Source organism: Pasteurella sp. P03HT (assembly GCF_054052285.1).
Genome location: NZ_JBSIUM010000004.1, coordinates 118,630 through 144,082 on the forward strand (window position 1 = coordinate 118,630; position 25,453 = coordinate 144,082).

Here is a 25,453-nt window from a genome sequence, read left to right on the forward strand (position 1 = left end):
GAATATATTTTGATGGTTTGGTTATTTTTTTATAATTTTGTGGGAGAATAAGAATGAATAAATTAAAGCAATTATTTTCTATTGCCATTGTGGGATTAGCCGTTGCGACAGTTGCGGAAGCAAACGTTCGTGCTGAAATGAACCAAATGAAAGGCGTTGCCGCTGCATTGACGAATGCGAATGATGTTGCTGAATTCCAAAAATCAGCAAAAGCATTACGTGAATTAGCGCTTCAATCAAGTGAGAAAAAACCTTCTAGCATTGATAATGATACGGATTTCAAAGGTTATCAAGAGGGGATGAAAGAGTTTATTAGCGTCATTGATGAAGCAGATAAACTCGCACAAGAAGGTAAATTAGACGCAGCAAAAGCAACAGCGAAAAAATTATTTGATATCCGTAATGAATATCACAAAAAATACAAATAATGTATTCTTTTGATTTAAAAATAGCCTGTTAAGTTTGACAGGCTATTTTATTAAATTTTTTGCAAAATTGACCACGTATTAAGGCGTAATGTCCATTTTGTTTGGTTTGATTGCAAGCAAATTACAACTCAGCTTATTGATAACATGTTCTGCGGTATTGCCTAAAAATGCAGCAGAAAGACCCGTGCGACCAATCGTACCTAATACAACCAGCTCAGCTTCTAACTCTTTTGCGACTTGAGGAATGACTTCTTCTGGAAACCCTTCTCGTACATGGGTATGATCATCATCAATACCAAATTGCTGACGCAATGCTTTCATATTTAATAAGTACTGATTGCGAACATTTTTCTCATATTCACCGCTATTAAATTCAGGTAAATCAATTGCCATGTTAATTGGCGTAGGAGGATAGGCGGTAACTAGATGGACATTCCCACGTTCAAGATTGTCAGCGAGATCAATACCCAGAGAGACTAGTTGATCATTGAATACGTTATGGTTTTTTTCTTCATCATCAGCCACATTCACGGCAATTAAAATTCGGCGTTGATGTTTCCAGTCGCCATCTCTTACCATAAGTAAGGGTTTCGGACACTTGCGTAAAAGTTGCCAATCCATTGGCGTAAAGATTAATGACGTGATGCTTTCTTCTTCTTCTTTTGTATATTTGACTACTAAATCATATTGGTTTTGTTCAACTTCATGAGCGATCGCTTCTGCTTCATTACTGTGCCATACAACAACTGCATTGAATTCAATATTGGGATCAGCGTATTTTTCTAAATAGGGTTGAATGGCTAAGGTTCTTTGTGCAATAACACCTTGGTGCATTTCTTCTCGTTCTTCGGAGGAAAGCAGTGCAGACATTTCATAAGACAGCTCATAAACCGACAGAAAAACAGTGATATGGACTTTTTGGTCGCTTTTTTGTTCTTTAGCTAAGCGGACGGCACGCGCTAAGGCGTACTGCTTTTCATTTTCAGGATTTAAAACAACAAGTATATTATTGAACTTCATCACAACCTCCATTACTGATTGGGTTGGATATAGCATAGAAAAGATTTAGAGAAATGACAAGGCAAGATTTGAAAAAGTACATCTAGTGCAATGCGACATTGCACTAGTGTTTTTTAAATGCCCATACGAATATTGGTTTTGGTTGTACCTGATAATTCGATCAGCGCTACCATATCATTAATCGTAATATATTTACCTTGTACAGAAAGGATCCCCATTTTTTGTAAACGACCCAATAAACGACTGATCGTTTCAACGGTTAACCCAAGATAATTACCAATATCGCCACGTGTCATCGTGAGACGAAACTCACGAGCTGAGAATCCGCGTGCTGAATAGCGTCTTGAGAGATTATAAATAAACGCCGCTAAACGCTCTTCAGCGTTCATTTTGGAGAGCAATAAAATCATTTCTTGATCATTTTTAATTTCATTACTCATTAAACGCATGATTTGTTGGCGTAACTTCGGCATTTTGCCAGACAGATCATCTAAAATGTCAAATGGGATTTCACATACCATTGAGGTTTCTAATGCTTGTGCGAAGCTAGGATGCTGCATATTCATGATCGCATCAAACCCGACTAAATCCCCAGGAAGTTGGAAAGACGTAATTTGTTCTTCGCCTGTTTCACTAATTGTGTAAGTTTTGATTGTGCCAGAACGAATCGCGTAAAGAGAGGAAAGTTGATCGCCTGCTTTGAATAACACCTGTGATTTTTGTATTGGTTTTTTACGTTCGATGATATTATCAAGCTGATCGAGCTCTTGTTCGTTTAACGTAAAAGGAATACAGAGCTGGCTGATACTACAATCTTGACAATGAATTGCACATCCGCCGGATTGCACTTTACGCCCAATTTTAGTGTCCATAGATAAAACCTTAATTAACACAATAAAATAATATAAACTTGATCTATCTCAAATAATATCATCAAATGTTAAAATTAAGAAGTACTAAATATCAGCAAGAGAGAGAAAAATGGCAGCAGAAAAATTAACCAAAAAACGCTTAATTCAAATTGTGATTATGTTGTGTATTTTGCTAGTTTTGTTTTTTTACCGCACTTATACACACGTGTAATTCTCAGAAGGGCAATCAGGATTTTTTGATAACAAAAAGGCACGTGATAACGTGCCTTTGAGGATGAAAAATAGGGGGTTATTTTGTTGCCATCGCGATGTTACCAAGATCTTTATCGATCAAGAATAACCCTTTACCATCTTCACCGAGTAAGTGTAACTTGTCTAAAATACCACTAAAAAGTTTTTCTTCTTCATGCTGTTCTGCAACATACCATTGTAAGAAATTGAAAGCGGAGTAATCTTTTTCTTCAAAAGTTTTGCCAACTAATTCATTAATCTTTTGTGTGATTAATTTTTCATGCTTATAGGTAATTTCAAGTACATCTTTAAGTGATGAATATTGATGCGCTGGCGCGGCAATTTCACCAATAACAGCCAATGCGCCTGTTTCATTTAAGTAAGTGAATAATTTACGCATATGTTGCATTTCTTCAGTCGCATGGGCTGCAAGAAATTTGGCAGTTCCATTGAATCCATTTTGTTCACACCACGCACTCATTTGTAGATATAAATTAGAAGAATAGAACTCTAAGTTCATTTGTTCATTTAATAAATTAATGACATTTTGCGATAACATATTTTTTCTCCTACCTTATAATGTCGCTAAATCACGGTCGATGAAATAAAGAGAACGACCATCTTCGCCTAACAAATTAAATTTATCGATAATGCTATTGAATAACATTTCTTCTTCGTGTTGTTCTGCAACATACCATTGTAGGAAATTGAATGTAGAATAATCTTTATGAGCAAACGTGACTTCAACTAATTCATTAATTTTTGATGTCACTAATTTCTCGTGCTCTAGGGTTGTTTCAAAAATTTCTTTTAATGTTTTGTAGTCGTTTTTGGGTGCATCAATTTTACCTAATAATGGCATACCGCTGGTTTCGCTCACATAATTAAATAATTTTTGCATATGTTGCATTTCTTCATCAGCGTGACGTAAAAGAAATGCCGCCGCACCTTCATAGCCGTGATGGGCACACCACGCGCTCATCTGTAAGTAAACATTTGAAGAATAAAATTCTAAATTGATTTGTTCGTTTAGCTTTTCAGCAATTGCTTTGCTTAGCATAACTCACCTCTTTCCGCTGATATGTTAAAAAATAATGAATAATAGATTGTTATTTAATCTATATAATGTTGGGCATTGTATAGCTGTTATTGAGAATTAGCAAGCGATTTTTATTTAATTTTAAATGTAACTAATTAATTTATAAAGAAAATCCAACAAAAACTATTCTCATTTGGAAAATGTAATTGAAATGAATTATCAATCGTTATCGTAAACGATGATTAACAACTTTAAAACAATTTGGTGTCGTTATATACATTTCGATTAAAATTCATTTAATGATTGAATCATCTTTGATTTTGATGTAATGTATTTATTACACTTTTCGTAAAAATAAATTTACACTTTGGTTTTGATATAATGAATTTAAGGATAGAAAAATGAATAAAGATAGTATTCATAACGTGAATATTGTAAGTGAAAAAGTACTTATTACCCCACGAGAACTCAAAGAAAAACTCCCACTTTTATCTCCACTTCGTGTACAAATAGAGCAGTCACGTCGTGATATTGCCAATATTATTCATAAACGCGATCCTCGTTTATTAGTTGTTATTGGACCTTGCTCGATTCATGATCCTGTCGCCGCTTTAGAGTATGCCACTCGCTTAAAAGCACTTGCCGATGAATTACAAGATCAATTGTATCTTGTGATGCGTGTTTATTTTGAAAAACCAAGAACGACAGTGGGTTGGAAGGGCTTGATTAATGATCCTAAAATAGATGGTTCATTTGATGTAGAAAACGGTTTACATATTGCAAGAGCGTTATTGTTACAATTAGCCGAAATGGGCTTGCCACTCGCGACAGAAGCGTTGGATCCGATTACCCCGCAATATATGGCGGATTTATTTAGTTGGTCAGCGATTGGGGCAAGAACAACAGAATCACAAACACACCGAGAAATGTCATCTGGTTTGTCGATGGCAGTCGGGTTTAAAAATGGAACAGATGGCAGCTTGTCGACAGCGATTAATGCAATGAAAGCGGCATCAATGGGACATAGTTTTATTGGTATCAATCAACAGGGGCAAGTCAACTTATTACATACTGCGGGTAATCCAGATGGGCATGTCATTTTACGTGGTGGGAAAACACCGAATTATGAAGCAGAATATATCGCACAATGTGAACAAGAGTTAGACAAAGCTAGATTGGAAAAAAGTATTATGATTGATTGTAGTCATGGTAACTCGAATAAAGATTATCGTCTTCAGCCTAAAGTGGCAAAAAATGCGGTTCAACAGATTGTTGATGGTAATACGTCAATCATTGGTCTCATGTTAGAAAGCAATTTACATGCAGGTAATCAAAGTGCGGAACAACCTGTGAGTGAAATGCGATATGGTGTATCGATTACTGACGCTTGCATCGATTGGGAAACAACCGATATGTTGTTACGTCATATGGCATCAGCATTACGAGATAAGAAAAAGGGATAACACGTGGATGCACTGAAAGAATTAAGGGCTAAAATCGATCAAGTGGATCGTGAATTATTGCAATTATTAGCAACTCGGCTTGATTTAGTTAAACAAGTGGGGGAAGTTAAACATCAGCATGGCTTGCCTATTTATGTGCCTGAACGTGAAGCCGAGATGCTAAAAGACAGACGTGAGGAAGCAGAAGCCTTAGGCATATCTGCTGATTTAATCGAAGATGTATTGCGGCGTGTTATGCGAGAGTCTTATACACGAGAAAATCAGTTCGGTTTTAAAACTGTTAACCCTGCGGTAAGAAAAATTGTTATTGTGGGAGGACGAGGAAAATTAGGGAGTTTGTTCGCCCGTTATTTTATGTTATCAGGCTATCAAGTTGAGGTATTAGAACAAGAAGATTGGCAATGTGCGGCAAATATTTTGAAAGAAACTGATGTGGTCATTGTCTCTGTGCCGATTGCGAAAACCGTTGAAACGATCACACGTTTACAACCTTTTTTAACGGAAAATATGTTGTTAGCGGATTTGACTTCAGTAAAACGTGCGCCTTTAACGGCAATGCTAAATGTGCACAATGGGGCAGTTGTAGGACTACATCCTATGTTTGGCCCTGATATTGCAAGTATGGCTAAACAAGTTATTGTTCGCTGTGATGGTCGTTTTGCAGAACGTTATCAATGGTTGATTGAACAAATGCAAATGTGGGGAGCCACGTGCTATGCGGTAGATGCGGATGAACATGATCACAGTATGACTTATGTACAAGCTTTACGTCATTTTTCGACATTTGCCAATGGATTGCATTTGTCAAAGCAGCCTGTAGCGTTAGCCAGTTTATTGGCTCTCTCTTCTCCTATTTATCGCTTAGAATTAGCGATGATTGGGCGTTTATTTGCTCAAGATGCAGAGCTTTATGCAGATATCATTATGGATAAACCTGAAAATCTAGCCGTGATTGAAAGTCTTAAACAGAGTTATGAAGAAAGTTTAGCTTTTTTTAAACAAGATAATAAACAAGGGTTTATTGACAGCTTTAATCAAGTTAAACAATGGTTTGGTGAGTATTCGGAGCAATTTCTTAAAGAAAGTCGGCAACTTTTACAACAGGCAAATGACTATAGGCAAAGGTAAGATCAGAAAAGACGGTTTAGTGTATTAAACCGTCTTTTTTATTTTTTGCATCAAATCGTTATAGGATTAACCTAACAAAGTGTATAATAAATAATATTATTGCCAAGGACATAGAACGATGAGCCAATTTTTTTATATTCACCCAGAAAATCCACAAGTGCGGTTAATTAACCAAGCAGTTGATATTTTACGTGATGGTGGTGTGATTGTTTATCCGACAGATTCAGGATACGCGTTAGGTTGTATGATCGGGGACAAGCACGCTATGGACCGCATTGTACAAATTCGTCAGTTACCAGAAGGGCACAATTTTACGTTAGTGTGTAGTGATCTTTCTGAATTATCCACGTATTCGTTAGTGACGAATAGTGCTTATCGTTTAATAAAAAATAATACGCCTGGGCGTTATACTTTTATTTTAACAGCAACTAAAGAATTACCACGACGTTTAATGACGTCAAAGCGGAAGACAATTGGTATTCGTGTGCCTGATAATCAGATTGCACTCGATTTATTAAAAGCATTAGGTGAACCAATTTTGTCTTGTTCACTCATGTTACCTGGTGAAGAGCATGTCACTCAGTCTGATCCAGAAGAAATCCGTGAACGTTTAGAACGTCATGTAGATTTAATTATTCATGGTGGTTATCTTGGGCAAGATCCCACAACTGTCGTTGATTTAACTGAAGCAACGCCAGTCATTTTACGCGAGGGCAGTGGTGATATAACACCTTTTGTCTAGGGTATATTGTTTTAAAAATAGACGCTTGTGAAAGCGACAAGTTAGAGGAAATATGAAGTTTACGAAGACAAATTCTCGTCAAAATCAGCCGCACGTTGAAAAGCCAATCGCAAAACATAAGGCGAATCCCAAAACGGTTTCTCATTTCAATAGTAAAAGCACGGAAAAGCAGGTTAAACCACTTAATATTGAAAAAGTGGCTACACTAAGTTCATCTGCGCAAAAGGTAAATGTAGAGGGGGAGAAACTACAAAAAGTGTTGGCGCGAGCTGGACAAGGTTCACGTCGTGAAATTGAAGCAATGATTGCTGAAAATCGTGTGAGTGTTGATGGTAAAATCGCGACGCTTGGCGACCGAGTGAATGTACATGCGGGGCTGAAGATCCGTATTGATGGGCATATTATTAATTTGAAACCCGCACAAAAAGAAGTATGCCGAGTGTTGATGTATTACAAACCCGAAGGGGAGTTATGTACTCGTCATGATCCAGAAGGACGCGCAACCGTTTTTGATCGCCTACCACGTTTAACAGGGGCACGTTGGATTGCCGTTGGACGTTTGGACATTAATACATCAGGATTACTTTTGTTTACAACAGATGGTGAATTGGCTAATCGCTTAATGCATCCAAGTCGAGAAGTGGAACGTGAGTATTCTGTGCGGGTTTTTGGACAGGTTGACGACGCCATGTTACATCGCTTGAAAAAAGGGGTGCAATTAGAAGACGGTCCTGCAAATTTTAAAGAAATTAAATTCGCGGGGGGAGTTGGGATGAACCAATGGTTTGATGTGACTTTGATGGAAGGGCGTAATCGAGAGGTGCGTCGTTTATGGGAGTCACAGGGTGTACAAGTCAGCCGCTTGATCCGTACTCGTTATGGCAATATTTCATTGATGAAATCATTACCTCGAGGAGGATGGGAAGAAATGGATTTAACCAATGTGAATTATCTAAGGGAGCTGGTTGGGCTGCCACCAGAGGTGGAAACGAAACTTGACGTGACACAGCCTCGTCGCCGTGCGAAAACAGGTAAAATTCGCAAAGCGGTGAAGCGTTATTCTGAGTTAAGTAAGCGTTATAAAAAATAGTTTTTCTTCTGTGCAAATGCGGCGAGGATTAGTGTATGAAAATACAACAATTACGTTATATTGTTGAAATTGTTAATCAGAATTTGAATGTGACAGAAGCAGCGAATGCGCTTTTTACTTCTCAACCTGGTATTAGTAAACAAGTACGTTTATTAGAAGATGAATTGGGTTTAGAAATCTTTGAGCGTAATGGGAAGCATATTAAATCCTTGACACCTGCTGGGCAGAAAATTGTTGCGATTGCACGTGAGTTATTGGTTAAAACGCAAAGTATTAAAGCGGTTGCCAATGAGTTTACTCAGCCTAATCATGGGGTGTTGCGTATTGCGACCACTAATACACAAGCACGCTATGCATTACCTTCAGTAATCGAACGCTTTTGCAAAAAATATCCTGATGTGAGTTTACATATCCATCAAGGATCACCTACGCAAATTTATAATGCGTTATTATCTGGTGAAGTGGACATCGCGATCACGACTGAAGCTCAATATTTATTTGATGATGTCGTGTTATTACCTTGTTATATGTGGAATCGCTCTATTGTTGTGAAGCGTGACCATCCTTTAGCACAATGTAAACAGCTGACAATCGAAGAGCTTGGTAAATATCCATTAGTGACTTATACATTCGGTTTTACTGGTGTATCTGATTTAGACTACGCATTTAATAGTGCGGGTATTTTACCCAATATTGTGTTTACCGCGACAGATGCTGATGTGATTAAAACTTATGTACGTTTAGGTTTAGGTGTCGGGATCATGGCATCCATGGCACATACTGAAGCAGACAATGATTTGCTGGCATTGAATGGTGATCATTTATTTGCACCGAGTACTGTACAAATTGCTTTCAAACATAGTACGTTCTTGCGTACTTATATGTATGACTTTATGCAGTATTTTTCTCCGCATTTAACACGTGATCTCGTCGAAAAAGCGGAGCGTCTACGTGATAATAATGCGATTAAAAAATTGTTTGAAGGGGTCGAGTTAGCTGTTCGATAAGATGTCAAATAAAAGCGGGTATGCAGTTGCCAGCAAACAGTGTATAGCTTAATAAAGAAACGCCCATCGTTGTAAAACGGTGGGCGTTTTGTCTTAGGAGAGTTATTGTGTAACAGCTATGCGACCTTCACTTGCTGAGTAAGCTTTAATGCTACGGTCGTACATACTTTCAGCATAAACCGGTGGAATATGGAATGTTCCTACGTTAACTGCTTTAAGTTGGTATTTTAACGTCTGCAATGTTCCTTCTACTCCACCATAATTTAGGATACGATCTTCGCGTATCTCTGTATGCTGTGGAGACCAACTGTCATCCGCTTCATTTTCTACTTCTGCTTGCCAAATGACTTCGAAGCCTGCAGGGTAGAGATCCGTAATAATGACATCACTTAAATAGTCAGCCGTTGATCGCAGGTTAATCGTAACATAAACCGTTTCTCCGAGTTTTACGGAATTCAGTTTATTGCCCTCTTTATCCGTATAAGTGCGGTGGATTTCTAAGCCATTTGCATAGGCTTTATCATCTACTTTTTCTGGATAGCCTTCTTGATTTAATGCATACCAAGCAGATTGGCTACTGTTATTTACAAAAGTCACATTCGCTGGTGCATTATTTAAATCAACAAAACGGAATAGATCATTATTTTGACTGACATCTTGTCCATTTTGTTGAATTTGTAGGCTGGATAACGTTGCTTGATGTTGTTGAGCATACGCATCAAGTGCAAGCAGTACCATCGCAGAGGATAGCGTATTATAGCGTTGTTGATTAAGGTCTTGAGTGATACGTGCCAACACATGATCGCCGACTTGAGAGAGATGTGTTGGGAAATAACGCGCAATGACATACAGCATCGTGCTGTCTTGGATCAACGGGTCACTATAATCTCGGTACAACCATTGTTCTGTACGAGGGGTATTGAGTTGCTTAACAATCGGCGCAATGAGCTGATTGGCTTCATTTTCTTGTTTGAGCATATGGTAGGCCGCGGCTAACCAAGCAGAAAGCGTATCATGTTGCCAATCTTGTGCACTAAAATTTTGCTCTAATTGAGTACGAATAGACATCAAAGCATTAGATGGCACTTGACCTAATCGTGTTAATAAATAGGCAGAATAAGCGCGTTGACGCAATTCAGTGATACCATCACCTTCTTGTGGCATGCTTTGTTCTTCTAAGGCACTGATTGTATTATTAAACAATCCATTTTGACCAAACCAAGCTTGCGGTAAAGCAATGTTTCGCTGTTGTGCTTCAGTTAAAAAATGAGCAACGTAAGCGGTCAAGAACAGATCACCTTGTTCAATATTATTCCAAACACCATAGTAACCCTCTTCCGTTTGGCGATTTGGCAGTAAAGTGAAGACTTTTTCTAACGCTTGGTGAAGAGTCTGTGATGAGCTTTGCGTTAAGCTGTTATCAGTGCTATTTGATAGCGCTTTTAATAGTGGCTGATAAGCTGAGTTGTGAGCAAATAAGAGTGTTGGTATTGCTGCACTGATCATTTGCTCCGTACAGTAATTATCATATTGAGTCAGATACGCAGATATGCCTTGTGCTAAAACCAGTGGCACAGGGGAAAATAAGGCGGATTGCTGACGATATTGTGGGAACAACGTCATCGGTAATTGATGCTCAGCATGTTTACCCGCATCAACCTTACCCAACTGTGTCACAAATTGTTTTGGCATAATTGGGCGTATGGAAAGGTTGACATGGCGAACTGCCTGGACCATTTGTTGTTGATCATTTTGATAAGACGCTGTGAAACGCATTGTACTCGCGCCTAATTGTTTCGTAGCATGAATCGAAAAATGGAGTATGCCTTCTGACATCGGTGCAATGTCAATCGTTTTTTCAGTTTCACCCACTAAGCTAAGTTGAGGATCCACACTGACATTTAAGCTCACTTTTTGCTCTTTATCCGTATTATTGGCAATAGCAACGCTCACATCAGCTTGATCCCCTGGGGTTAAAGTAAGAGGAACAGTGGGGGACAGAACCAGATCATTACGTACAGTTGTAGCTGTTTCAGCATGACCAACTTGGTTACCTGTTTGACTGACTGCAATCGCCATGACTTTTAATTTACCATTAAACGCTTCTGGAACTTGGTAGGTGACCGTTTTTTCGCCTTCTACTTCGATGATGTTAGACCAATAAGCAACAGGTTTATCCGTTTTACGTTTGAATGGGTTCGTATTAGCCATCGCCATTTTCATCGCGATGTCCATCTCCATATCGGTATCTCCCCCGATTTGTGCGAACTGCATCACCTTACTAAATTCAGGTAAAATCAAATCAAGAATTTGAGAGGTTTGTACTTGTAACGCATTTTTAGGGAAGAAGAATGTTAATGGATCAGTGAATTTATAATTAGCGACTTGTAAAATCCCTTCATTGACTGCAAAAATGATCGCTTTACTTGGTTTATTACTCTGCAGTTTAAATTCAATCACTTCACCTGATTTCACGCGTTTCGGTGCAGATAAGCTTAAGTCTAAACGACGATTATCAACATTCACTGTAAATGGTGCAATGCCATAACTTAACGGACTCGTGAAAATATCATTTGAGTGGATATCACGAGAGAATTGCACGTTAATATAGCCATTTCCTTCAAAGTTAGCTGGCAGAGTAATACGTTGCACTGAACTGTTTGTTGTTGTTTTGAACCATTTATGTGCATAGACGCGATCACGTTCAATCGTAATTAAGCCACTGCCTGCATATGGGGCTTGAATCGCGATCTCAATTTCTTCATGAGGTTGGAATTGTTTTTTGTTTAAACGTAATTTCAACTCGGTATTTTTATCCATCGCAACGGTAAGATTTTTATTCCCGATCACCGTATAGTGAATGCGGTTTACTTCTTGATCGTATTCATTGCTTAATACTAAGACGAAGTCACCACTTTTTTCTGTATTGAGGTCAAAATTCAAGCCTGTTTGTGCAAGTGTAATCGTGCGTTGTTCAACTTCATTTTCAACTAGTTTGGATTCATATTTATAAGCACCAGAAGGCTGTTGAGTTAATACCGAAACATATTTTCGTTCAAACAATGTGACCTTCAAGTTGTCTACTGCTACTTGTTGTAACGCTGGATTGACAGCAATTAAGTGAATATTGGATGGAATGTGAGGTTTCAAATAAGCTAAATCAACCTCGCTTCGATAACCTACGAGCCATGGCTGAGCCGACACCATGACTGATTTGACTGTCGATACAGCGCGACCACTGTCATTCTCAAATCCATCAGCGGTAAAGAACAGCATTTGTGCTGTATTTTCAGCATATTGGCTGAGATCAATCGGGAAAATGGCTTTTCCTTCTTTGTCTGTCATTTGCTCATTTAGCGTTGTTTCATACAAGATAGCAGATTTATTCCGTTGATTATCAAAAAATTGATAATGTTCATATTGACTAAATGCGGGGAGCACAGGATATAACGCGAGTTCAGCGTTAACTCGACGATGTTGAGCAGGGGTACCAAACAGGTTTGATAGCTGTACTGTAGCAACTAAATCTTGTGGCGCAATCCATCCTTCGACGACGGGTTGATTAAAAGTAGTATGGATTTTTAAGCTATCAGGTTGAAATTCTTGAACTTGGAACGTCATAGAACCCACTTCTTTCTGATTGTGCTTTTCACCTACTAATAACTGTGCAAACCATTCTCCTGTTTCCGCATTTTCAGGTAAGGTAAAACTCACAGAATTGAAACCGCTCTTATCTAATCGAATGGTTTGTTTGAGCATCGTTCTTTCACTTGGCGAAGTGATAATGAATTGAAGTGGCACATTATTCAATACAACTTTCCAATCTTGTGATTTCGTAATCATCCCAGTATGGATTGTTTCGTTTGGACGATAGATACCGCGATCATTGAATAAATAGGCTTTTAAGCTTGCCATGTCTTGATCTGCATAAACGCCTCCCACATCAAAGCGTGAATAATCAAGACTGCGATCAAATTTATCAATAGGTAAGAAAGACAATTGGTCTTCTGTTGACACAATGTACATAACAGGGGCAAGTTCTTGTTTAAAATGATCTAGTGAGGAAAAATGAACCACACCATTTTCGTCAGAAAAATCAGTTTTAATAATCGAACCATTGCGACTGATGACAGACACTGATGCGCCTTCAACAGCTTCACCTGTACTAATCGATTGAACAAAGACCATTTGTGAACCATCTATGGCTTTTTTAGCAATAATACCTAAATCAGTTAGAACAACTAAACGGTAATCACTGAATTGGTTGTTCGCATCGTTGCGCCAGTCTTCATATTGTGAGGTATCACGCAAGTTATTTTGTGCAGTTTTGCTTTCTCCACTCACTTTTAGCCAATAGACACCCATTGGCTTATTACGTGGTTTCATGATTGTTGTTAAATCAATCCCAAAGTAGTTGGCTTCTTGTGGTCTTTTATTGTTGATTTTATAGGTTTTTGTTGTGAAATCGGCAATGTGATCAATTTTCAATTCGCCTAAATTAGGATGTTGAAAATCACCTTGATTAAGTGAAATTAAATGGCGTAATTGTTCTTCTTGAATACGACCGACTTCTAATTTAATTTCATCAAAGTTACGAGCACTAATCGTAACTTTTTTATCACCTACAGAGGACAGTATCGACCCCTTACCTACAAAACTAACATGTTTTGGATATTCTGGTGCACAAATTAAATCGCCTAAAGGTGTTTTAAATTGGTAACCTCCTAGGGCAGAAATTTTGTTATCAACATAGAGGTAGAGACAACGTTTTGCTGGAATCGCTAATTTAAAACTTTGTCCATTGGCATAAGCCGTTTCGGTAGGTAAGCGTGTTAATGTGACTTGACGTGCTTTATCTACAACCTCCTGTGTAATCTGGTTGTAGCGCCAATACGTTGAATTGTCAGGTGCAAATTCAGGTAGCAGATAGGCTGAAACATGTTTTTCCACCTCACTACCTTTGACCAAATGAGTAAAGTTTAAGTGTAAGATTTGTTCTGCTTCATGTTTTTCATTTTGGGCAATTAAAATACCTGTTGAAAAACCAAGGCTAAATTTTGTGGGAACTTTGACATCCGCGACAAGCTCATTTTCTAGAGGATTTTGTCCTAAAAGTGCGGTTAGATTTTTAGTAATTTTTGTCTCAATATATTGGTTATCACTTTGTGCAAGATTAACACTGTCTGACTGTATCCACGCGGCCGTATCATTATTTGTATAGCGGACTTTGAAATGAAGCGGTGAAATAATATGTTGTGTGCCGTCGCTATTTTTACGCACTAAATTCACTTGAATCGCGTTTTCAAATTTTTGACGATCAACAGGGTGAGTAAAGGATACTCCAATAATCGCATGGCGAATATGAGCTTGACTAGGATCCTGATAGAACTGTTGTTCAGTTATTTCAGCACGAAAAGCGGGAGTCGTAATTGTTTGGACATTTTGTAAAGCTTTGACATAAGTATGCTGTGGATTAAGTATTTGGGGATCAATTTTAATTTGATAAGTTTGTCCAGCGGGCCAATCTTGTTCTGGTTTAAAGGAAAGGGTAGTATCAGTGTGCCAGAACCATTTCCCTTTTAATGCGGGCTCAAGCGTAATACCTCGAGTCACTTCTTGATTAACCGCACTAATAGGCGCAGCTGGACCAGAAAAAGAAATGACTAATGGGTAAACCTCTTTAGGCGTTTCAGCATAGTTAGTGATTTCAATCGGATTGAGCTCAAAGCTAATGGCATTGGCATCTTCTTTTTTTTCCTCCCAACACCCTGAGAGCATAAAAATCATAGTGAGTAAGCTGAAGAGAGAGACAAAAGATCGTTTTTGCATAACGAGATCCTCACTTAGAAAGTAGATGATTTGATTTTACCTGAAATGTCTTTCTTTGAGCAATCTTTGAACATTATTTTTTATACAAAATAAAAGGTTACCTTTTAAATTAACAGGTGAGTTTTCAAGTGAAATATGATAAAAATAGGGGATTCATTTAACCGATTAAGGAAAAGAACATGTCATTACAAAATATTATTGAAACCGCTTTTGAGAAACGCGCAGAGATTACGCCTAAAACAGTAGATGCGCAAACACGAGCAGCAATCGAAGAAGTCATCGAAGGATTAGATAGTGGAAAATACCGTGTTGCAGAAAAAATTGATGGCGAATGGGTGACACATCAATGGTTGAAAAAAGCAGTATTATTATCTTTCCGTATCAATGACAATGAAGTGATTGCAGGAGCCGAAACCAATTATTATGACAAGGTTGCGATGAAATTTGCTGACTATGATGCGGCACGTTTCCAACAAGAAGGTTTCCGTGTTGTACCTCCAGCAGCAGTACGCAAAGGTGCGTATATTGCTAAAAACACCGTATTAATGCCATCTTATGTCAATATCGGCGCACGTGTTGATGAAGGTACAATGGTTGATACTTGGGCAACTGTGGGGTCTTGCGCACAAATCGGTAAAAATGTGCATTTATCAGGTGGCGTCGGGATCGGTGGAGTATTAGAGCCGTTGCAAGCGAATCCAACCATCATTGAAGATAACTGTTTTATTGGCGCGCGTTCTGAAATTGTTGAAGGGGTGATTGTAGAAGAGGGCTCAGTGATCTCAATGGGCGTGTTTATCGGTCAATCAACCAAAATCTATGATCGTGAAACAGGTGAAATTATTTATGGTCGTGTGCCTGCAGGTTCAGTTGTGGTTTCAGGCAGTCTGCCATCTAAATGCGGTAAATACAGCTTATATTGCGCCGTCATCGTGAAAAAAGTAGATGAGAAAACACGTGGTAAAGTAGGAATCAACGAATTATTACGCAGTATTGATGAATAACATTCTCAGCTTTTCATAAAAAACACTAAAAATAGACCGCACAGTTCCCTTATTGTGCGGTCTATTTATTTCGCGTTTGATTTCTATCAGCTTGAAGAACAAGACAAATCCGCCATCTCTCGCTAGCTTATTTCTTTCTTGCCAACATGGTGACAAATTTCATTTTGATACGATTACCTGTTTCATCCGTTTTATGTAATTCGCCCATTTCTTCATGGTATTTTATCAGTTCCCAATCTTGATAATATTGCTTTAATTCGCCTTCTTTAAACGTAAAAGGAAAAGGCACAGGACAAGGTACGTCAGCAGTAGACATAGCCGAAACAATCAGATTGTATCCCCCAGAGAGTGTATGTTCTTGCATATTTTGAATAATGTATGGGATACGCTCTGGATTAAGGAACATAAATACTACTGTGGATAAGATAAAACCATAATGTTCTTTAATATTGGCAGTGTTAATATCATAAAGTGCGGTCTGGATCGGTAGATTTTCTTTTTCCGCGGTTTCTGTGAGAAAACGGAGACTTGTTTCATTACGCTCCAAAGATGTGACATTGTAACCAAGTAAGCTCAAAAACAATGAATTACGTCCTTTACCACAACCTAAGTCTAACACTTTACAGGGCGTTAAATAGGTGACGGCATTTTTGACTTCTGAGTGTGTTGGTGTCATGTCATACTTTTTATGAAAATATTCTTCATGTTTGCAATAGAACTCAAGATAGCAACACATATCATCAGAAAGTGCCTCTACTTTATGCCAAACTTGTGGCTCAATCCATGGCGTATCACTTTCTGCTGTAAAAATATGCTCGCTGATAATGTCACCAGCTTCAGTCAAAAAATAAAATTTGAGTTTTCCCTTAAGAATAGTGAGTTTCGCCCATGTTCCTTCTTGAGTATTATGTTTTTCTTGAAACTGGCGTGGCAGTGATGCTCGGGTCCAAATTGGCATTTTTTTATAACAAATCAGTTTATTTTTCATTGTTTACTCCAATGAGTTGAATAATGGATTCAAAAAATAACATAATGAAAAATTGGCTAAAATGCAATGAGCACAGCACACTGTGTTTTGATGAGTTGCATGATGATTTTATCAAAGCGTAATAAATAATTTGAAATATTGTTTGCTTTAATTTTATCAACGTGTTCTAATGCTTGCCGCTAGACCCGTTTTATATATGTTAGTTAGTACAGTTCTTCCTCATTTACAAGCGTTATTTGTTACTTGAAAAGCACTTTTACTTCTCTCTATTTAAGTAACAGTTATTAGCACTACGCTTGTTTCAAGCATCTATTTTAAATTTCAATTTTATAAGAGGAAGACAATATGTCTAAATTAAATGGTACAGTAAAATGGTTCAATTCTGACAAAGGTTTCGGTTTCATTACTCCAGCAGATGGCGGTAAAGATTTATTCGTTCACTTTTCTGGCATTGTGGGTTCTAACTACAGAACATTAAATGAAGGTGATCGTGTTGAGTATAGCGTACAAGACTCTCAACGTGGTCCAGCTGCGATTGATGTTAAAGTACTTTAATCGCGTTTAATATTCGCAAATAAAAAATCCCCTAATATCAATTAGGGGATTTTTTTAGTATTCCTATTTTGATGGGCTATAAAGTGCATCTAAGATCTCATCTAGTTCAAAAGGTGAACTGAGAACTGTTGTGTCACCGCCATCATCATATACCCATAAGGTGTCGGCTGAGGCATTGGAAAGCTTAATTTTCATTTCTTCACCAGACTCCAACGTCAAATAATTAATTGCTGTTGGATTGTCATCAATATAAGCAGAGTAGACATTAAAGGTGTGGCTTTCCTTTGTATCATTTTTTAACGTAATTAAGATATTAAAATCCAGCTCATTGATAAATTCATTTTCAACAAAGTTGCGAATGTTTTTTGCTAACGTTGCTGTGGTTCTGACATTTAATTGACGATTTTTATAGCTATAGAGACTCACATCATTTTTGAATTCTGATTCATGTTTTAGTTTATCAATATCAATTGGGATTTCAAAACTCGCAAATGTATTAAATTGTTTAGAAAAACATTCTTTATAGGTTGCTTTAGTAAAGACAGTCGGAATTTTTTTCTGTATTTTGAGCAAATCTTCTGAAGGTTTTCTTGAGTCCTCATGGCTATGGCACGAGGTAATTTGGACATTTAACGTTGCATGTTCCGTTTTCATTGCATCGTTTAATAGCGCATTGAGAGAGACATTTTTTTCGATCTCGGTTTTACAGGCTGTTAAAGCTAATATACAGCATGTCAATAAACATTTGCTTTTTCATTTTGTTTCTCCTATGTGATATAGAATTCGCTCATTTACATCATGAACAGCAGTTTGCTTTAATCTGTATTCATACCACTAAAATGAATAAAAAGCATACTTTGATTGTACATAAAGAGTACAAAAATAACACTCAAAGAAAAGTAAAAATGTGATCTTGGCGTAGATTAAATCAGGCAAGATAAATAGGAAAGCTCATAAGTGAAGAGTAAGTAATATTGCTGTTACGTTTAGAACGTAAAAGTAGGGGGAGTCTGTTTTAACTTTGTTGTAAAGTATGAGATTGATGATGTCCTTAGGAATGTATTGAGTCAAAAAGATGAATAGCGATATGTCTAAGTAATAGACAATATCGTTGGAACTATTGGAATAAATAAGGGTAATTAAGTTGAATCAGAAAAAAAGAAGCGGAGAAAAAGTTTCTCCGCTTTTCTTTTGTATTTGCGTGGATTACTCAACCACAAGTGTACGACAAGTATTTGTACCACTCGATAAGATTTCATCACCCTGTGTTAATAATACAAGGTCACCAGAAACTAAAAAGCCTTTTTCTTTCAATAATTGAATTGCGGCAGCGGCACCTTTTGAGTTACGGCTCACTCCGTCAAAATAAATTGGCGTGACGCCACGGTATAATGCACAAAGGTTCAATGCACTTTGATTACGTGATAACGCGAAAATTGGTAAACCAGAACTAATGCGTGACATTAACAGTGCAGTACGACCTGTATGTGTCATAGCAATAATCGCAGCAACACCTTTCATATGGTTAGCAGCATACATTGCAGATAAAGCAACCGACTCTTCAATTGTATCAAATTGCACATCCATACGGTGACGGGAAACATTGATACTTGGCATTTTTTCCGCACCTAAACATACTTTAGCCATTGTTGAAACCGTCTCGGCTGGATATTGACCTGCAGCCGTTTCAGCAGAAAGCATTACTGCATCTGTACCATCTAACACGGCATTGGCAACGTCCATCACTTCTGCGCGAGTAGGCATCGGGTTGCTGATCATGGATTCCATCATTTGTGTTGCAGTAATGACAACACGGTTTAATTGGCGTGCACGACGAATTAATTTTTTCTGTACACCAACAAGTTCAGGATCACCGATTTCAACGCCTAAGTCACCGCGTGCAACCATAATCACATCAGATGCTAAAATAATATCATCCATTGCTTCTGTTGTTGCTACTGTTTCTGCACGTTCAACTTTTGCTACAATTTTTGCATTTAAACCTGCAGCTTTAGCTAATTCACGTGCATAGTTTAAATCAGCACTTGAACGAGGGAATGAAACTGCTAAATAATCTACACCAATTTTCGCGGCTAATAAAATATCGTTTTTGTCTTTCTCGGTTAACGCATCAGCGGATAAACCACCACCTAGTTTATTGATACCTTTATTATTTGATAATGGTCCGCCTACTGTAACTTCAGTGAATACTTTTGCACCTTCTGTTGAAAGTACTTTTAACTGAACACGTCCATCATCTAATAACAAAATGTCACCAGGAACAACATCTTGTGGTAAGGTTTTATAATCTAAACCAACACCTTCTTGTGTACCTTCTCCTTTAGGTAAGTCAGCATCAAGAACAAATTTATCGCCAATATTTAAGAAAATTTTTCCATCTTTAAAAGTTGAAACACGAATTTTAGGACCTTGTAAGTCACCTAAAATTGCAACGGTTTTACCAAGTTTTTTCGCAATTTCACGTACTTTTTCAGCGCGACCGATATGATCTTCTGGTGTGCCATGAGAAAAGTTCATACGCACAACGTTAGCACCTGCCATGATAATTTTTTCAAGATTATTACCACGCTCTGTTGATGGACCCATTGTACATACGATCTTTGTTCTTCTTAATCTTCTAGACATTACCTGCTCCGTAAATAAATAAGTTGTAAAATATTGATTCTTGCTTTCTTAATTTCATTTCAAGGTTGCAAGAAAAAACTGGGCGTATTATACGCCGAAAATAAAATTAGATCGAGATCACAAATTCGAAATTCCCCGTTTTAGTTAAGGGTATGTGGTGATTTTTTTAACAGTTAAAAGGCTGAGCGTAAAAAAAACTTGTTTTATATTTTAAAACTTTATATGATAGCGCTGCTTTTTACAACGCGACTATAGCTCAGTTGGTTAGAGCACCACCTTGACATGGTGGGGGTCACTGGTTCGAGTCCAGCTAGTCGCACCATTTTCTAATCCCTTGTCTTACGACGAGGGATTTTTTATTGTGCTTTAATAAATCAACTATCTGATTTTATTGAATTTTATCTTTCACTTGCTTATTTTCGCTTACGCTCTCATACATTTATAACCGTTTATTTTAGCCGTATGCTTAGTAATATATTAGCAAAGCGCGAAAATAGCGTACTCCTAAAACCTTCTAAGGCTGGGATTTATCATGCCTAGAATCGCGTTGTTTTGGCTGGAGAACTGTGCATCCTCTTCTCTCTTTTTTTATTATTATTCGAGTGATCATCTACTCTAGTTTATATTAATCGCTATTTTCTGACCTTTTTTTGCACTTTCATATACTTTTTCAATTAATCGTAATACGTCATAAGCTTGTTTGGCTGTAACAGCAAGAGGGGCATTATGGACTAACGCCGCATAAATATTATCGTAGTAGGCTTGATAGTTACCTGTTTCAGAGGCAATTTTTTGACGTATAGTCGTTTGAGCAATTTCTGTATGTAATATTCCCCAATCTTCCTCTTTTTCTTGATTCCAATTACCTTCGGGTTTTACTCCAGCAATTAAAAGGGCTTCTTGATTATCTAACTTGGACTTAATGTAGGAGCCGCGTTTTCCTTGTAAAATAATATGGGGGGCAGGCTCTCGAGCAAATTTTGTTGAAGATAACGTGACTTTTTTTGAGTCGTAATAACAGGTGATACGGAAACTGTCGTCGCTTGCACTGTCTGGATTTTGTTTTGTTACATCAGCATAAAGTGCGGTAGGAATACCAAACAAATCGACGACTTCGTCGATAAGATGAACACCCAGATCGTAAACTAATCCAGTGCCTAATTCTCCCGTTTCTTTCCAAGCTTTTTTATTTTTAGTTGGATTAAAGCGTTCATAGCGGATTTCATATTCAACAATATCGCCCAATATATTCTTTTCAATCAGTTTTTTGACAGTTAATGCACCACTGTCCCAACGTCGATTTTGATAGACGGATAAAACAACATGATGGGTTTGGGCTAACTGATCAAGTTCTAATGCTTGTTGTGCGGTAATCGCAAGTGGTTTTTCTACAATAACGTGCTTTCCTGCAAGGATAGCACGTTGGGCAAGTGTATAGTGTGTTTGATTCGGTGTAGTAATAATGACGAGATCAATCTCTGGTGTGAGTAATGCGTTGAAGTCATGCACAACTTCAACATAAGGATAAATCGTTTTTGCGACCTCAGTGGTTCTTTCAAATACTTTTTTAATTTGAAAGCGAGGATCAAGATCGAGAAAAGGGGAGTGGAACGTTTTTGCGGACATCCCAAAACCAGCAATCCCTACGTTAATTATTTTTTTCATTATTTCAATTTCTCTAATTGTGCGAATAAGATTTCATCTGGCTTAGCGTGGATTTTCTTCATTCTCATCATCAGTAATGCAGCTGCAATAGTTAAACTGACGACAAAGCCTATCCAAAACCCTTCTGCACCTAAGGCGGGAATGAAAAAATTAGTACGAGCTAAACTATAGCCAATAGGCATACCCACTCCCCAATAACAAAAGAGTGTGATATATAAAATGGCTTTCGTATCTTTGTAGCCGCGTAAAGCGCCTCCTGCAACAACTTGGACGGTATCTGAGAATTGGTACAAAGCCGCTAGTAGTAAGAGTGTACCAGCCATCGCGATGACTTGGGTATCTTTTACAAAGATTTGTGCGATCTCAGTACGAAAAATGACCGTCATGGCAGCAGTCATGACAGCAATAAGTAAACCGACAATCAAGGCAGAATAACAGACTTTTTTGGCTTTATCGGCGGCACCTTCTCCTAAACGTTGACCAACTAAAATTGTGGTCGCCATCCCTAATGACATCGGTAACATAAATAAGAATGAGCTCGTATTGAGTGCGATTTGATGGCTAGCAACAATATTCGTCCCTAATGGGGATAGCAGCAGTGCGGTTAAGGCAAATAAAGCGACTTCACAAAATAAGGCAACTGCAATAGGAAAACCTAAGTTTAGTAATTTTTTCAGCGTGGCCACGTTAGGTTTTTCAATAAGGTTTTCGAAGACATGGAGATCGCGTTGATTACGTGCATGTTTACAATAAGCAATCATAAGAATACACATAAACCAATTGACAATTGCAGTAGCGATACCACATCCTACTGCCCCTAAAGCAGGTGCCCCGAGTTTGCCATAAATAAAAATATAGTTAAGAGGAATATTTAAGATTAAACCAAGAAAAGTAATTACCATTGCTGGTTTTGTTTTTGCAATCCCATCATTTAAACAGCGGAAATTGATCATCAAGAGATAAGCAGGGAGTCCCCATAGCATTGCACGTAAATAACCAATTGTGATGTCTTTAAGGTGTGTCTCGACTTGCATATAATCAAAGACATAATGACTATAATAGATGAGTAAACCTAATGGTAGGCAACTAAATAAAATGATCCAAATACCTTGACGTACTTGGTGGGCGATTTGGTGGCGTTTCCCTGAGCCATTTAAATAAGAAATCGTGGGTGGCAAGGCGAGTAAGAGACCATGACCAAAGAGTACTAATGGGAACCAAATTGATGCGCCAACTGAAATTGCTGCCATATCTGCTGAACTGACTCGTCCAGCCATAATCGTATCCACTAAGCCCATCGAGTTTTGGGCAATTTGCGCCATCAGTATAGGGAGCGCAATGAGAATTAATTTTTGGGCTTCCGTTTTGTACGCATTAAGATCTATAAATTTCATAAAAATTCCGAGTTTGTTATAATAATAAAATAGTTAGTTTAAATAGAGAGAAGACGATGTTTACAGGTATTGTTCAGGGAACAGCAATGGTTGTTTCTATTCAAGACAAGGCTAATTTTAGAACACAGATTGTGAAAATGCCACAAGAAATGCTGAAAGGATTAGAAATTGGTGCCTCTGTCGCTAATAATGGCGTTTGTTTAACCGTTACAGAAATAAATCAAGATTTAGTGAGTTTTGATTTAATGGCAGAAACATTACGTATTACTAATTTAGGCACGTTATCTGTTGGGGATTCCGTTAATATTGAACGAGCGATGCAAATGGGCAGTGAAATTGGTGGACATCTTTTATCTGGTCATGTCTATTGTACCGCGGAAGTAAAACGGATTGTTTTGTCAGAAAATAATTACCAAATTTGGTTTGAATTACCGAATATTGAAGTCATGAAATATATTTTAACTAAAGGTTTTATTGCAATAGATGGTATCAGCTTGACGATTGGTGAAGTGAACGCACAACAATTTTGTGTCAATCTGATTCCTGAAACATTAACTCGTACATTGATTGGGAAACGTGCAATAGGCGATAAAGTCAATATTGAGATTGATCCACAAACACAGGCAATTGTTGATACTGTTGAGCGCTATCTGGCGGGCAAAAAGGGAGAATAAGTCTTAGTCTTTTTGAACTTCCGATAAAGAAAGTGCGGTTGAAACTGATACGATTTCAACCGCACTTTTTGTTTAGTTTAAGTAGTGAAATACTTTGATGACTTTTTTGACACCAGACACATTACGCGCGACATCTGCTGCTGCATCTGCTTGGGCTTGTGTCACATTCCCCATCAAAAATACTTCTCCATTTTCTGTGATGACTTTAATATCTGTAGATTTAACACGAGAATCCACTAACATTTTAGATTTAATTTCTGTAGTGGTTAAACCATCTTTGGTAATTTGTCCAAAACTAATTTTAGGTTGGATACGAATTTGATTATAAACATCATTTACGCCTTCAACTCCTTTAGCAAGACTAGTTGCAACTTCCGCAAGATTACTATTTGGTGTTTGACCAATAAGGAGTACGCGTCCGCTATAAGACACAATATTGATACGCGCTTCAGTTTTGACTTGCTCATCTTTATGAATTGCAATACGTACTTTTTCTTCTAATGTCTCGTCATCGACTTGTGTTCCAACCGTTCTTGGATCTGTCGCCACTTTTGTTGCCACAGCAGCCGTGCCTGCAATCGTTGCAGCAACACAACCTTGTAAGAGTATTGCAGCGCCTAAAATGAAAGAAAATTTTTTCAATGTATTCATCTTCATATGAATTCTCCTTAGTCATATATAACGAAACGAGATTTAGTGTTGTTTAAATTCTGCGTGTTGTCAAGTTATCAGTGAGAGAATAGGCTGTAATCAATGAGCTCACAAATGAGATTCACAATCAAACAATGGTTTTCAATAATGCGGCTTTCTTTCACTGCAGGAACTGATATTTCTAAGTCATTTTCAGTTAAAAAACCTTGGATATGATCGTTCCCTGCGCCTGTAAGGACAATGACCTGAATCCCTTTATTGACAGCACTGTTAATCACATTAGTGATTAATTCTTCATTTTGAGGGAGGGGAGAAAAAGCGACTAGAATGTCACCAGGTTGTGCCACCGCATTAAATTGGCGCTGAAACAGTGTTTCTGCACTGTTATCAAGCATTGTTGCTGCATGGACAGCACTGTCTAGGCTCAGCAAGACAGAAGGAAAGCTCGGTCTCGCCAACTCATAACGATTGAGTAAATTTGCAACTAAAAGCTGGGCATTAATGTAGGAGCGACCATGTCCACACGCGATCACTTTATTGCCCCCGAGTAAACAATTGACGAGGCATTGCGTCGCTTGGGCAATATGTTCAGGCAATAGGCTTGAAGCAGAAATTTGAGTTTGAATACTCTCTGTATATAAATCTTTAACTTTTTCTAACATAGTCATTCATCAAGAAAATTTTTAATCCATTCAATATCTAATTCTGTTTTCCCGAAAGCGATCAGGTCAAAGCGACAGTCTGTATCTTCTAAGCTTCTATCTTGTTGAGCCAGCCAGAGTGTCGCGGCATTAATCCATTTTTGTTGTTTATGCCAATCTACACTCTCAATTGCAGAGCCAAAGCGTGTATTACATCGTTGTCTCACTTCAATAAAAACAAGGGTATCTTGATCTAACATGATTAAATCAAGTTCACCGCACTTAAACGTTTGATTCGCTGCGATAAATTTCAGACCTTTAGATTCTAAAAAGAGGCGAGCTTGGTATTCAAATCTCGCCCCTTGCTGACGTTTGAGTGAGAACAT

The 25,453-nt window shown here is 37.9% G+C and carries 21 protein-coding genes, 1 tRNA gene and 1 pseudogene; 10 read left to right on the plus strand and 13 right to left on the minus strand.

Annotation, left to right across the window (positions count from 1 at the left end; all coding sequences use genetic code 11):
• The first annotated feature begins 53 nt into the window (after positions 1-53).
• Entirely contained in the window at positions 54-428 is a 375-nt protein-coding gene (locus tag ACWIT3_RS04800) for a cytochrome b562 (protein ID WP_457161663.1), read from the plus strand.
• A gap of 78 nt (positions 429-506) precedes the next feature.
• On the opposite strand, the gene uspE is transcribed toward ACWIT3_RS04800, so the two are convergent.
• The 4 genes from uspE to ftnA (ACWIT3_RS04820) all read right to left on the minus strand — a co-directional run bounded on the left by uspE (position 507) and on the right by ftnA (ACWIT3_RS04820) (position 3,611).
• Positions 507-1,448, minus strand: coding sequence for a universal stress protein UspE (uspE, locus tag ACWIT3_RS04805; protein WP_457161664.1), 942 nt, complete (start codon positions 1,446-1,448; stop codon positions 507-509).
• Between the two features lie 113 nt (positions 1,449-1,561).
• On the minus strand, positions 1,562-2,320 hold the full coding sequence (locus tag ACWIT3_RS04810; protein WP_457161665.1) for an FNR family transcription factor: 759 nt from the start codon (positions 2,318-2,320) through the stop codon (positions 1,562-1,564).
• A gap of 289 nt (positions 2,321-2,609) precedes the next feature.
• Positions 2,610-3,110: a non-heme ferritin gene (gene ftnA, locus ACWIT3_RS04815; RefSeq protein WP_457161666.1), complete on the minus strand. Its 501-nt coding sequence runs from the start codon at positions 3,108-3,110 to the stop codon at positions 2,610-2,612.
• A gap of 15 nt (positions 3,111-3,125) precedes the next feature.
• Complete coding sequence (ftnA, locus tag ACWIT3_RS04820) at positions 3,126-3,611, minus strand: non-heme ferritin (RefSeq protein WP_046338528.1); 486 nt, start codon at positions 3,609-3,611, stop codon at positions 3,126-3,128.
• 380 nt (positions 3,612-3,991) lie between these two features.
• On the opposite strand from ftnA (ACWIT3_RS04820), the gene ACWIT3_RS04825 reads away from it, so the two are divergent.
• The 5 genes and pseudogenes from ACWIT3_RS04825 to cysB all read left to right on the plus strand — a co-directional run bounded on the left by ACWIT3_RS04825 (position 3,992) and on the right by cysB (position 9,020).
• Positions 3,992-5,053, plus strand: a complete 1,062-nt coding sequence (locus tag ACWIT3_RS04825; protein WP_457161667.1) for a 3-deoxy-7-phosphoheptulonate synthase — start codon at positions 3,992-3,994, stop codon at positions 5,051-5,053.
• Between the two features lie 3 nt (positions 5,054-5,056).
• A complete protein-coding gene (tyrA, locus tag ACWIT3_RS04830; RefSeq protein WP_457161668.1) occupies positions 5,057-6,181 on the plus strand; it encodes a bifunctional chorismate mutase/prephenate dehydrogenase in 1,125 nt (374 codons plus the stop codon).
• A gap of 118 nt (positions 6,182-6,299) precedes the next feature.
• Positions 6,300-6,923: an L-threonylcarbamoyladenylate synthase gene (locus ACWIT3_RS04835; RefSeq protein ID WP_457161669.1), complete on the plus strand. Its 624-nt coding sequence runs from the start codon at positions 6,300-6,302 to the stop codon at positions 6,921-6,923.
• 229 nt (positions 6,924-7,152) lie between these two features.
• Positions 7,153-8,013 (plus strand): annotated as a pseudogene (gene rluB / locus ACWIT3_RS04840) (23S rRNA pseudouridine(2605) synthase RluB); the annotation flags it as partial.
• Between the two features lie 35 nt (positions 8,014-8,048).
• A complete protein-coding gene (gene cysB / locus ACWIT3_RS04845; protein ID WP_457161670.1) occupies positions 8,049-9,020 on the plus strand; it encodes an HTH-type transcriptional regulator CysB in 972 nt (323 codons plus the stop codon).
• 102 nt (positions 9,021-9,122) lie between these two features.
• On the opposite strand, the gene ACWIT3_RS04850 is transcribed toward cysB, so the two are convergent.
• Positions 9,123-14,849, minus strand: coding sequence for an alpha-2-macroglobulin (locus tag ACWIT3_RS04850; RefSeq protein ID WP_457161671.1), 5,727 nt, complete (start codon positions 14,847-14,849; stop codon positions 9,123-9,125).
• A 179-nt stretch (positions 14,850-15,028) separates the two neighbouring features.
• Between ACWIT3_RS04850 and dapD the strand changes: the two genes are divergently transcribed.
• Positions 15,029-15,853, plus strand: coding sequence for a 2,3,4,5-tetrahydropyridine-2,6-dicarboxylate N-succinyltransferase (gene dapD, locus ACWIT3_RS04855; RefSeq protein ID WP_457161672.1), 825 nt, complete (start codon positions 15,029-15,031; stop codon positions 15,851-15,853).
• Positions 15,854-15,980: 127 nt separating this feature from the next.
• On the opposite strand, the gene tehB is transcribed toward dapD, so the two are convergent.
• Positions 15,981-16,841 (minus strand): SAM-dependent methyltransferase TehB, encoded by an 861-nt coding sequence (gene tehB, locus ACWIT3_RS04860; RefSeq protein ID WP_457161673.1) that lies wholly within the window; start codon positions 16,839-16,841, stop codon positions 15,981-15,983.
• Between the two features lie 345 nt (positions 16,842-17,186).
• Here tehB and cspE point away from each other — a divergent pair, with 345 nt between their 5' ends.
• Entirely contained in the window at positions 17,187-17,396 is a 210-nt protein-coding gene (cspE, locus tag ACWIT3_RS04865; RefSeq protein ID WP_046338519.1) for a transcription antiterminator/RNA stability regulator CspE, read from the plus strand.
• A 63-nt stretch (positions 17,397-17,459) separates the two neighbouring features.
• On the opposite strand, the gene ACWIT3_RS04870 is transcribed toward cspE, so the two are convergent.
• Both ACWIT3_RS04870 and pyk read right to left on the minus strand, forming a co-directional pair.
• Positions 17,460-18,134 (minus strand): DUF7424 family protein, encoded by a 675-nt coding sequence (locus ACWIT3_RS04870; RefSeq protein WP_457161674.1) that lies wholly within the window; start codon positions 18,132-18,134, stop codon positions 17,460-17,462.
• A gap of 468 nt (positions 18,135-18,602) precedes the next feature.
• The gene (gene pyk / locus ACWIT3_RS04875) at positions 18,603-20,042 is read right to left on the minus strand and encodes a pyruvate kinase (RefSeq protein ID WP_457161675.1); all 1,440 of its coding nucleotides are present in this window, start codon (positions 20,040-20,042) and stop codon (positions 18,603-18,605) included.
• Between the two features lie 245 nt (positions 20,043-20,287).
• Between pyk and ACWIT3_RS04880 the strand changes: the two genes are divergently transcribed.
• Positions 20,288-20,364: transfer RNA gene (locus ACWIT3_RS04880), tRNA-Val, on the plus strand.
• 293 nt (positions 20,365-20,657) lie between these two features.
• Here ACWIT3_RS04880 and ACWIT3_RS04885 read toward each other — a convergent pair.
• Both ACWIT3_RS04885 and ACWIT3_RS04890 read right to left on the minus strand, forming a co-directional pair.
• Positions 20,658-21,707 carry a Gfo/Idh/MocA family oxidoreductase gene (locus ACWIT3_RS04885; protein WP_457161676.1) on the minus strand — a complete coding sequence of 350 codons (1,050 nt, stop codon included), beginning with the start codon at positions 21,705-21,707 and terminating at the stop codon, positions 20,658-20,660.
• Positions 21,707-23,101: an MATE family efflux transporter gene (locus ACWIT3_RS04890; protein WP_457161677.1), complete on the minus strand. Its 1,395-nt coding sequence runs from the start codon at positions 23,099-23,101 to the stop codon at positions 21,707-21,709. Before ACWIT3_RS04890 ends, ACWIT3_RS04885 begins: the two co-directional genes overlap by 1 nt.
• A gap of 56 nt (positions 23,102-23,157) precedes the next feature.
• On the opposite strand from ACWIT3_RS04890, the gene ACWIT3_RS04895 reads away from it, so the two are divergent.
• A complete protein-coding gene (locus ACWIT3_RS04895; RefSeq protein ID WP_457161678.1) occupies positions 23,158-23,775 on the plus strand; it encodes a riboflavin synthase subunit alpha in 618 nt (205 codons plus the stop codon).
• A gap of 72 nt (positions 23,776-23,847) precedes the next feature.
• Here the strand turns inward: ACWIT3_RS04895 and dolP are convergent, their stop codons facing one another.
• The 3 genes from dolP to ACWIT3_RS04910 all read right to left on the minus strand — a co-directional run bounded on the left by dolP (position 23,848) and on the right by ACWIT3_RS04910 (position 25,453).
• Positions 23,848-24,432 carry a division/outer membrane stress-associated lipid-binding lipoprotein gene (dolP, locus tag ACWIT3_RS04900; protein WP_457161679.1) on the minus strand — a complete coding sequence of 195 codons (585 nt, stop codon included), beginning with the start codon at positions 24,430-24,432 and terminating at the stop codon, positions 23,848-23,850.
• Positions 24,433-24,503: 71 nt separating this feature from the next.
• Positions 24,504-25,088, minus strand: coding sequence for a D-sedoheptulose-7-phosphate isomerase (locus ACWIT3_RS04905; RefSeq protein WP_457161680.1), 585 nt, complete (start codon positions 25,086-25,088; stop codon positions 24,504-24,506).
• A 2-nt stretch (positions 25,089-25,090) separates the two neighbouring features.
• Positions 25,091-25,453, minus strand: coding sequence for a YraN family protein (locus tag ACWIT3_RS04910; RefSeq protein ID WP_457161681.1), 363 nt, complete (start codon positions 25,451-25,453; stop codon positions 25,091-25,093).

Bases quoted from the DNA above. Each gene is read 5' to 3' on its own strand.
- ACWIT3_RS04800 (WP_457161663.1), top strand. From the start codon at position 54: ATGAATAAATTAAAGCAATTATTTTCTATTGCCATTGTGGGATTAGCC.
- uspE (WP_457161664.1), bottom strand. From the start codon at position 1,448: ATGAAGTTCAATAATATACTTGTTGTTTTAAATCCTGAAAATGAAAAG.
- ACWIT3_RS04810 (WP_457161665.1), bottom strand. From the start codon at position 2,320: ATGGACACTAAAATTGGGCGTAAAGTGCAATCCGGCGGATGTGCAATT.
- ftnA (WP_457161666.1), bottom strand. From the start codon at position 3,110: ATGTTATCGCAAAATGTCATTAATTTATTAAATGAACAAATGAACTTA.
- ftnA (WP_046338528.1), bottom strand. From the start codon at position 3,611: ATGCTAAGCAAAGCAATTGCTGAAAAGCTAAACGAACAAATCAATTTA.
- ACWIT3_RS04825 (WP_457161667.1), top strand. From the start codon at position 3,992: ATGAATAAAGATAGTATTCATAACGTGAATATTGTAAGTGAAAAAGTA.
- ACWIT3_RS04835 (WP_457161669.1), top strand. From the start codon at position 6,300: ATGAGCCAATTTTTTTATATTCACCCAGAAAATCCACAAGTGCGGTTA.
- cysB (WP_457161670.1), top strand. From the start codon at position 8,049: ATGAAAATACAACAATTACGTTATATTGTTGAAATTGTTAATCAGAAT.
- ACWIT3_RS04850 (WP_457161671.1), bottom strand. From the start codon at position 14,849: ATGCAAAAACGATCTTTTGTCTCTCTCTTCAGCTTACTCACTATGATT.
- dapD (WP_457161672.1), top strand. From the start codon at position 15,029: ATGTCATTACAAAATATTATTGAAACCGCTTTTGAGAAACGCGCAGAG.
- tehB (WP_457161673.1), bottom strand. From the start codon at position 16,841: ATGAAAAATAAACTGATTTGTTATAAAAAAATGCCAATTTGGACCCGA.
- cspE (WP_046338519.1), top strand. From the start codon at position 17,187: ATGTCTAAATTAAATGGTACAGTAAAATGGTTCAATTCTGACAAAGGT.
- pyk (WP_457161675.1), bottom strand. From the start codon at position 20,042: ATGTCTAGAAGATTAAGAAGAACAAAGATCGTATGTACAATGGGTCCA.
- ACWIT3_RS04885 (WP_457161676.1), bottom strand. From the start codon at position 21,707: ATGAAAAAAATAATTAACGTAGGGATTGCTGGTTTTGGGATGTCCGCA.
- ACWIT3_RS04890 (WP_457161677.1), bottom strand. From the start codon at position 23,101: ATGAAATTTATAGATCTTAATGCGTACAAAACGGAAGCCCAAAAATTA.
- ACWIT3_RS04895 (WP_457161678.1), top strand. From the start codon at position 23,158: ATGTTTACAGGTATTGTTCAGGGAACAGCAATGGTTGTTTCTATTCAA.
- dolP (WP_457161679.1), bottom strand. From the start codon at position 24,432: ATGAAGATGAATACATTGAAAAAATTTTCTTTCATTTTAGGCGCTGCA.
- ACWIT3_RS04905 (WP_457161680.1), bottom strand. From the start codon at position 25,088: ATGTTAGAAAAAGTTAAAGATTTATATACAGAGAGTATTCAAACTCAA.
- ACWIT3_RS04910 (WP_457161681.1), bottom strand. From the start codon at position 25,453: ATGTTCTCACTCAAACGTCAGCAAGGGGCGAGATTTGAATACCAAGCT.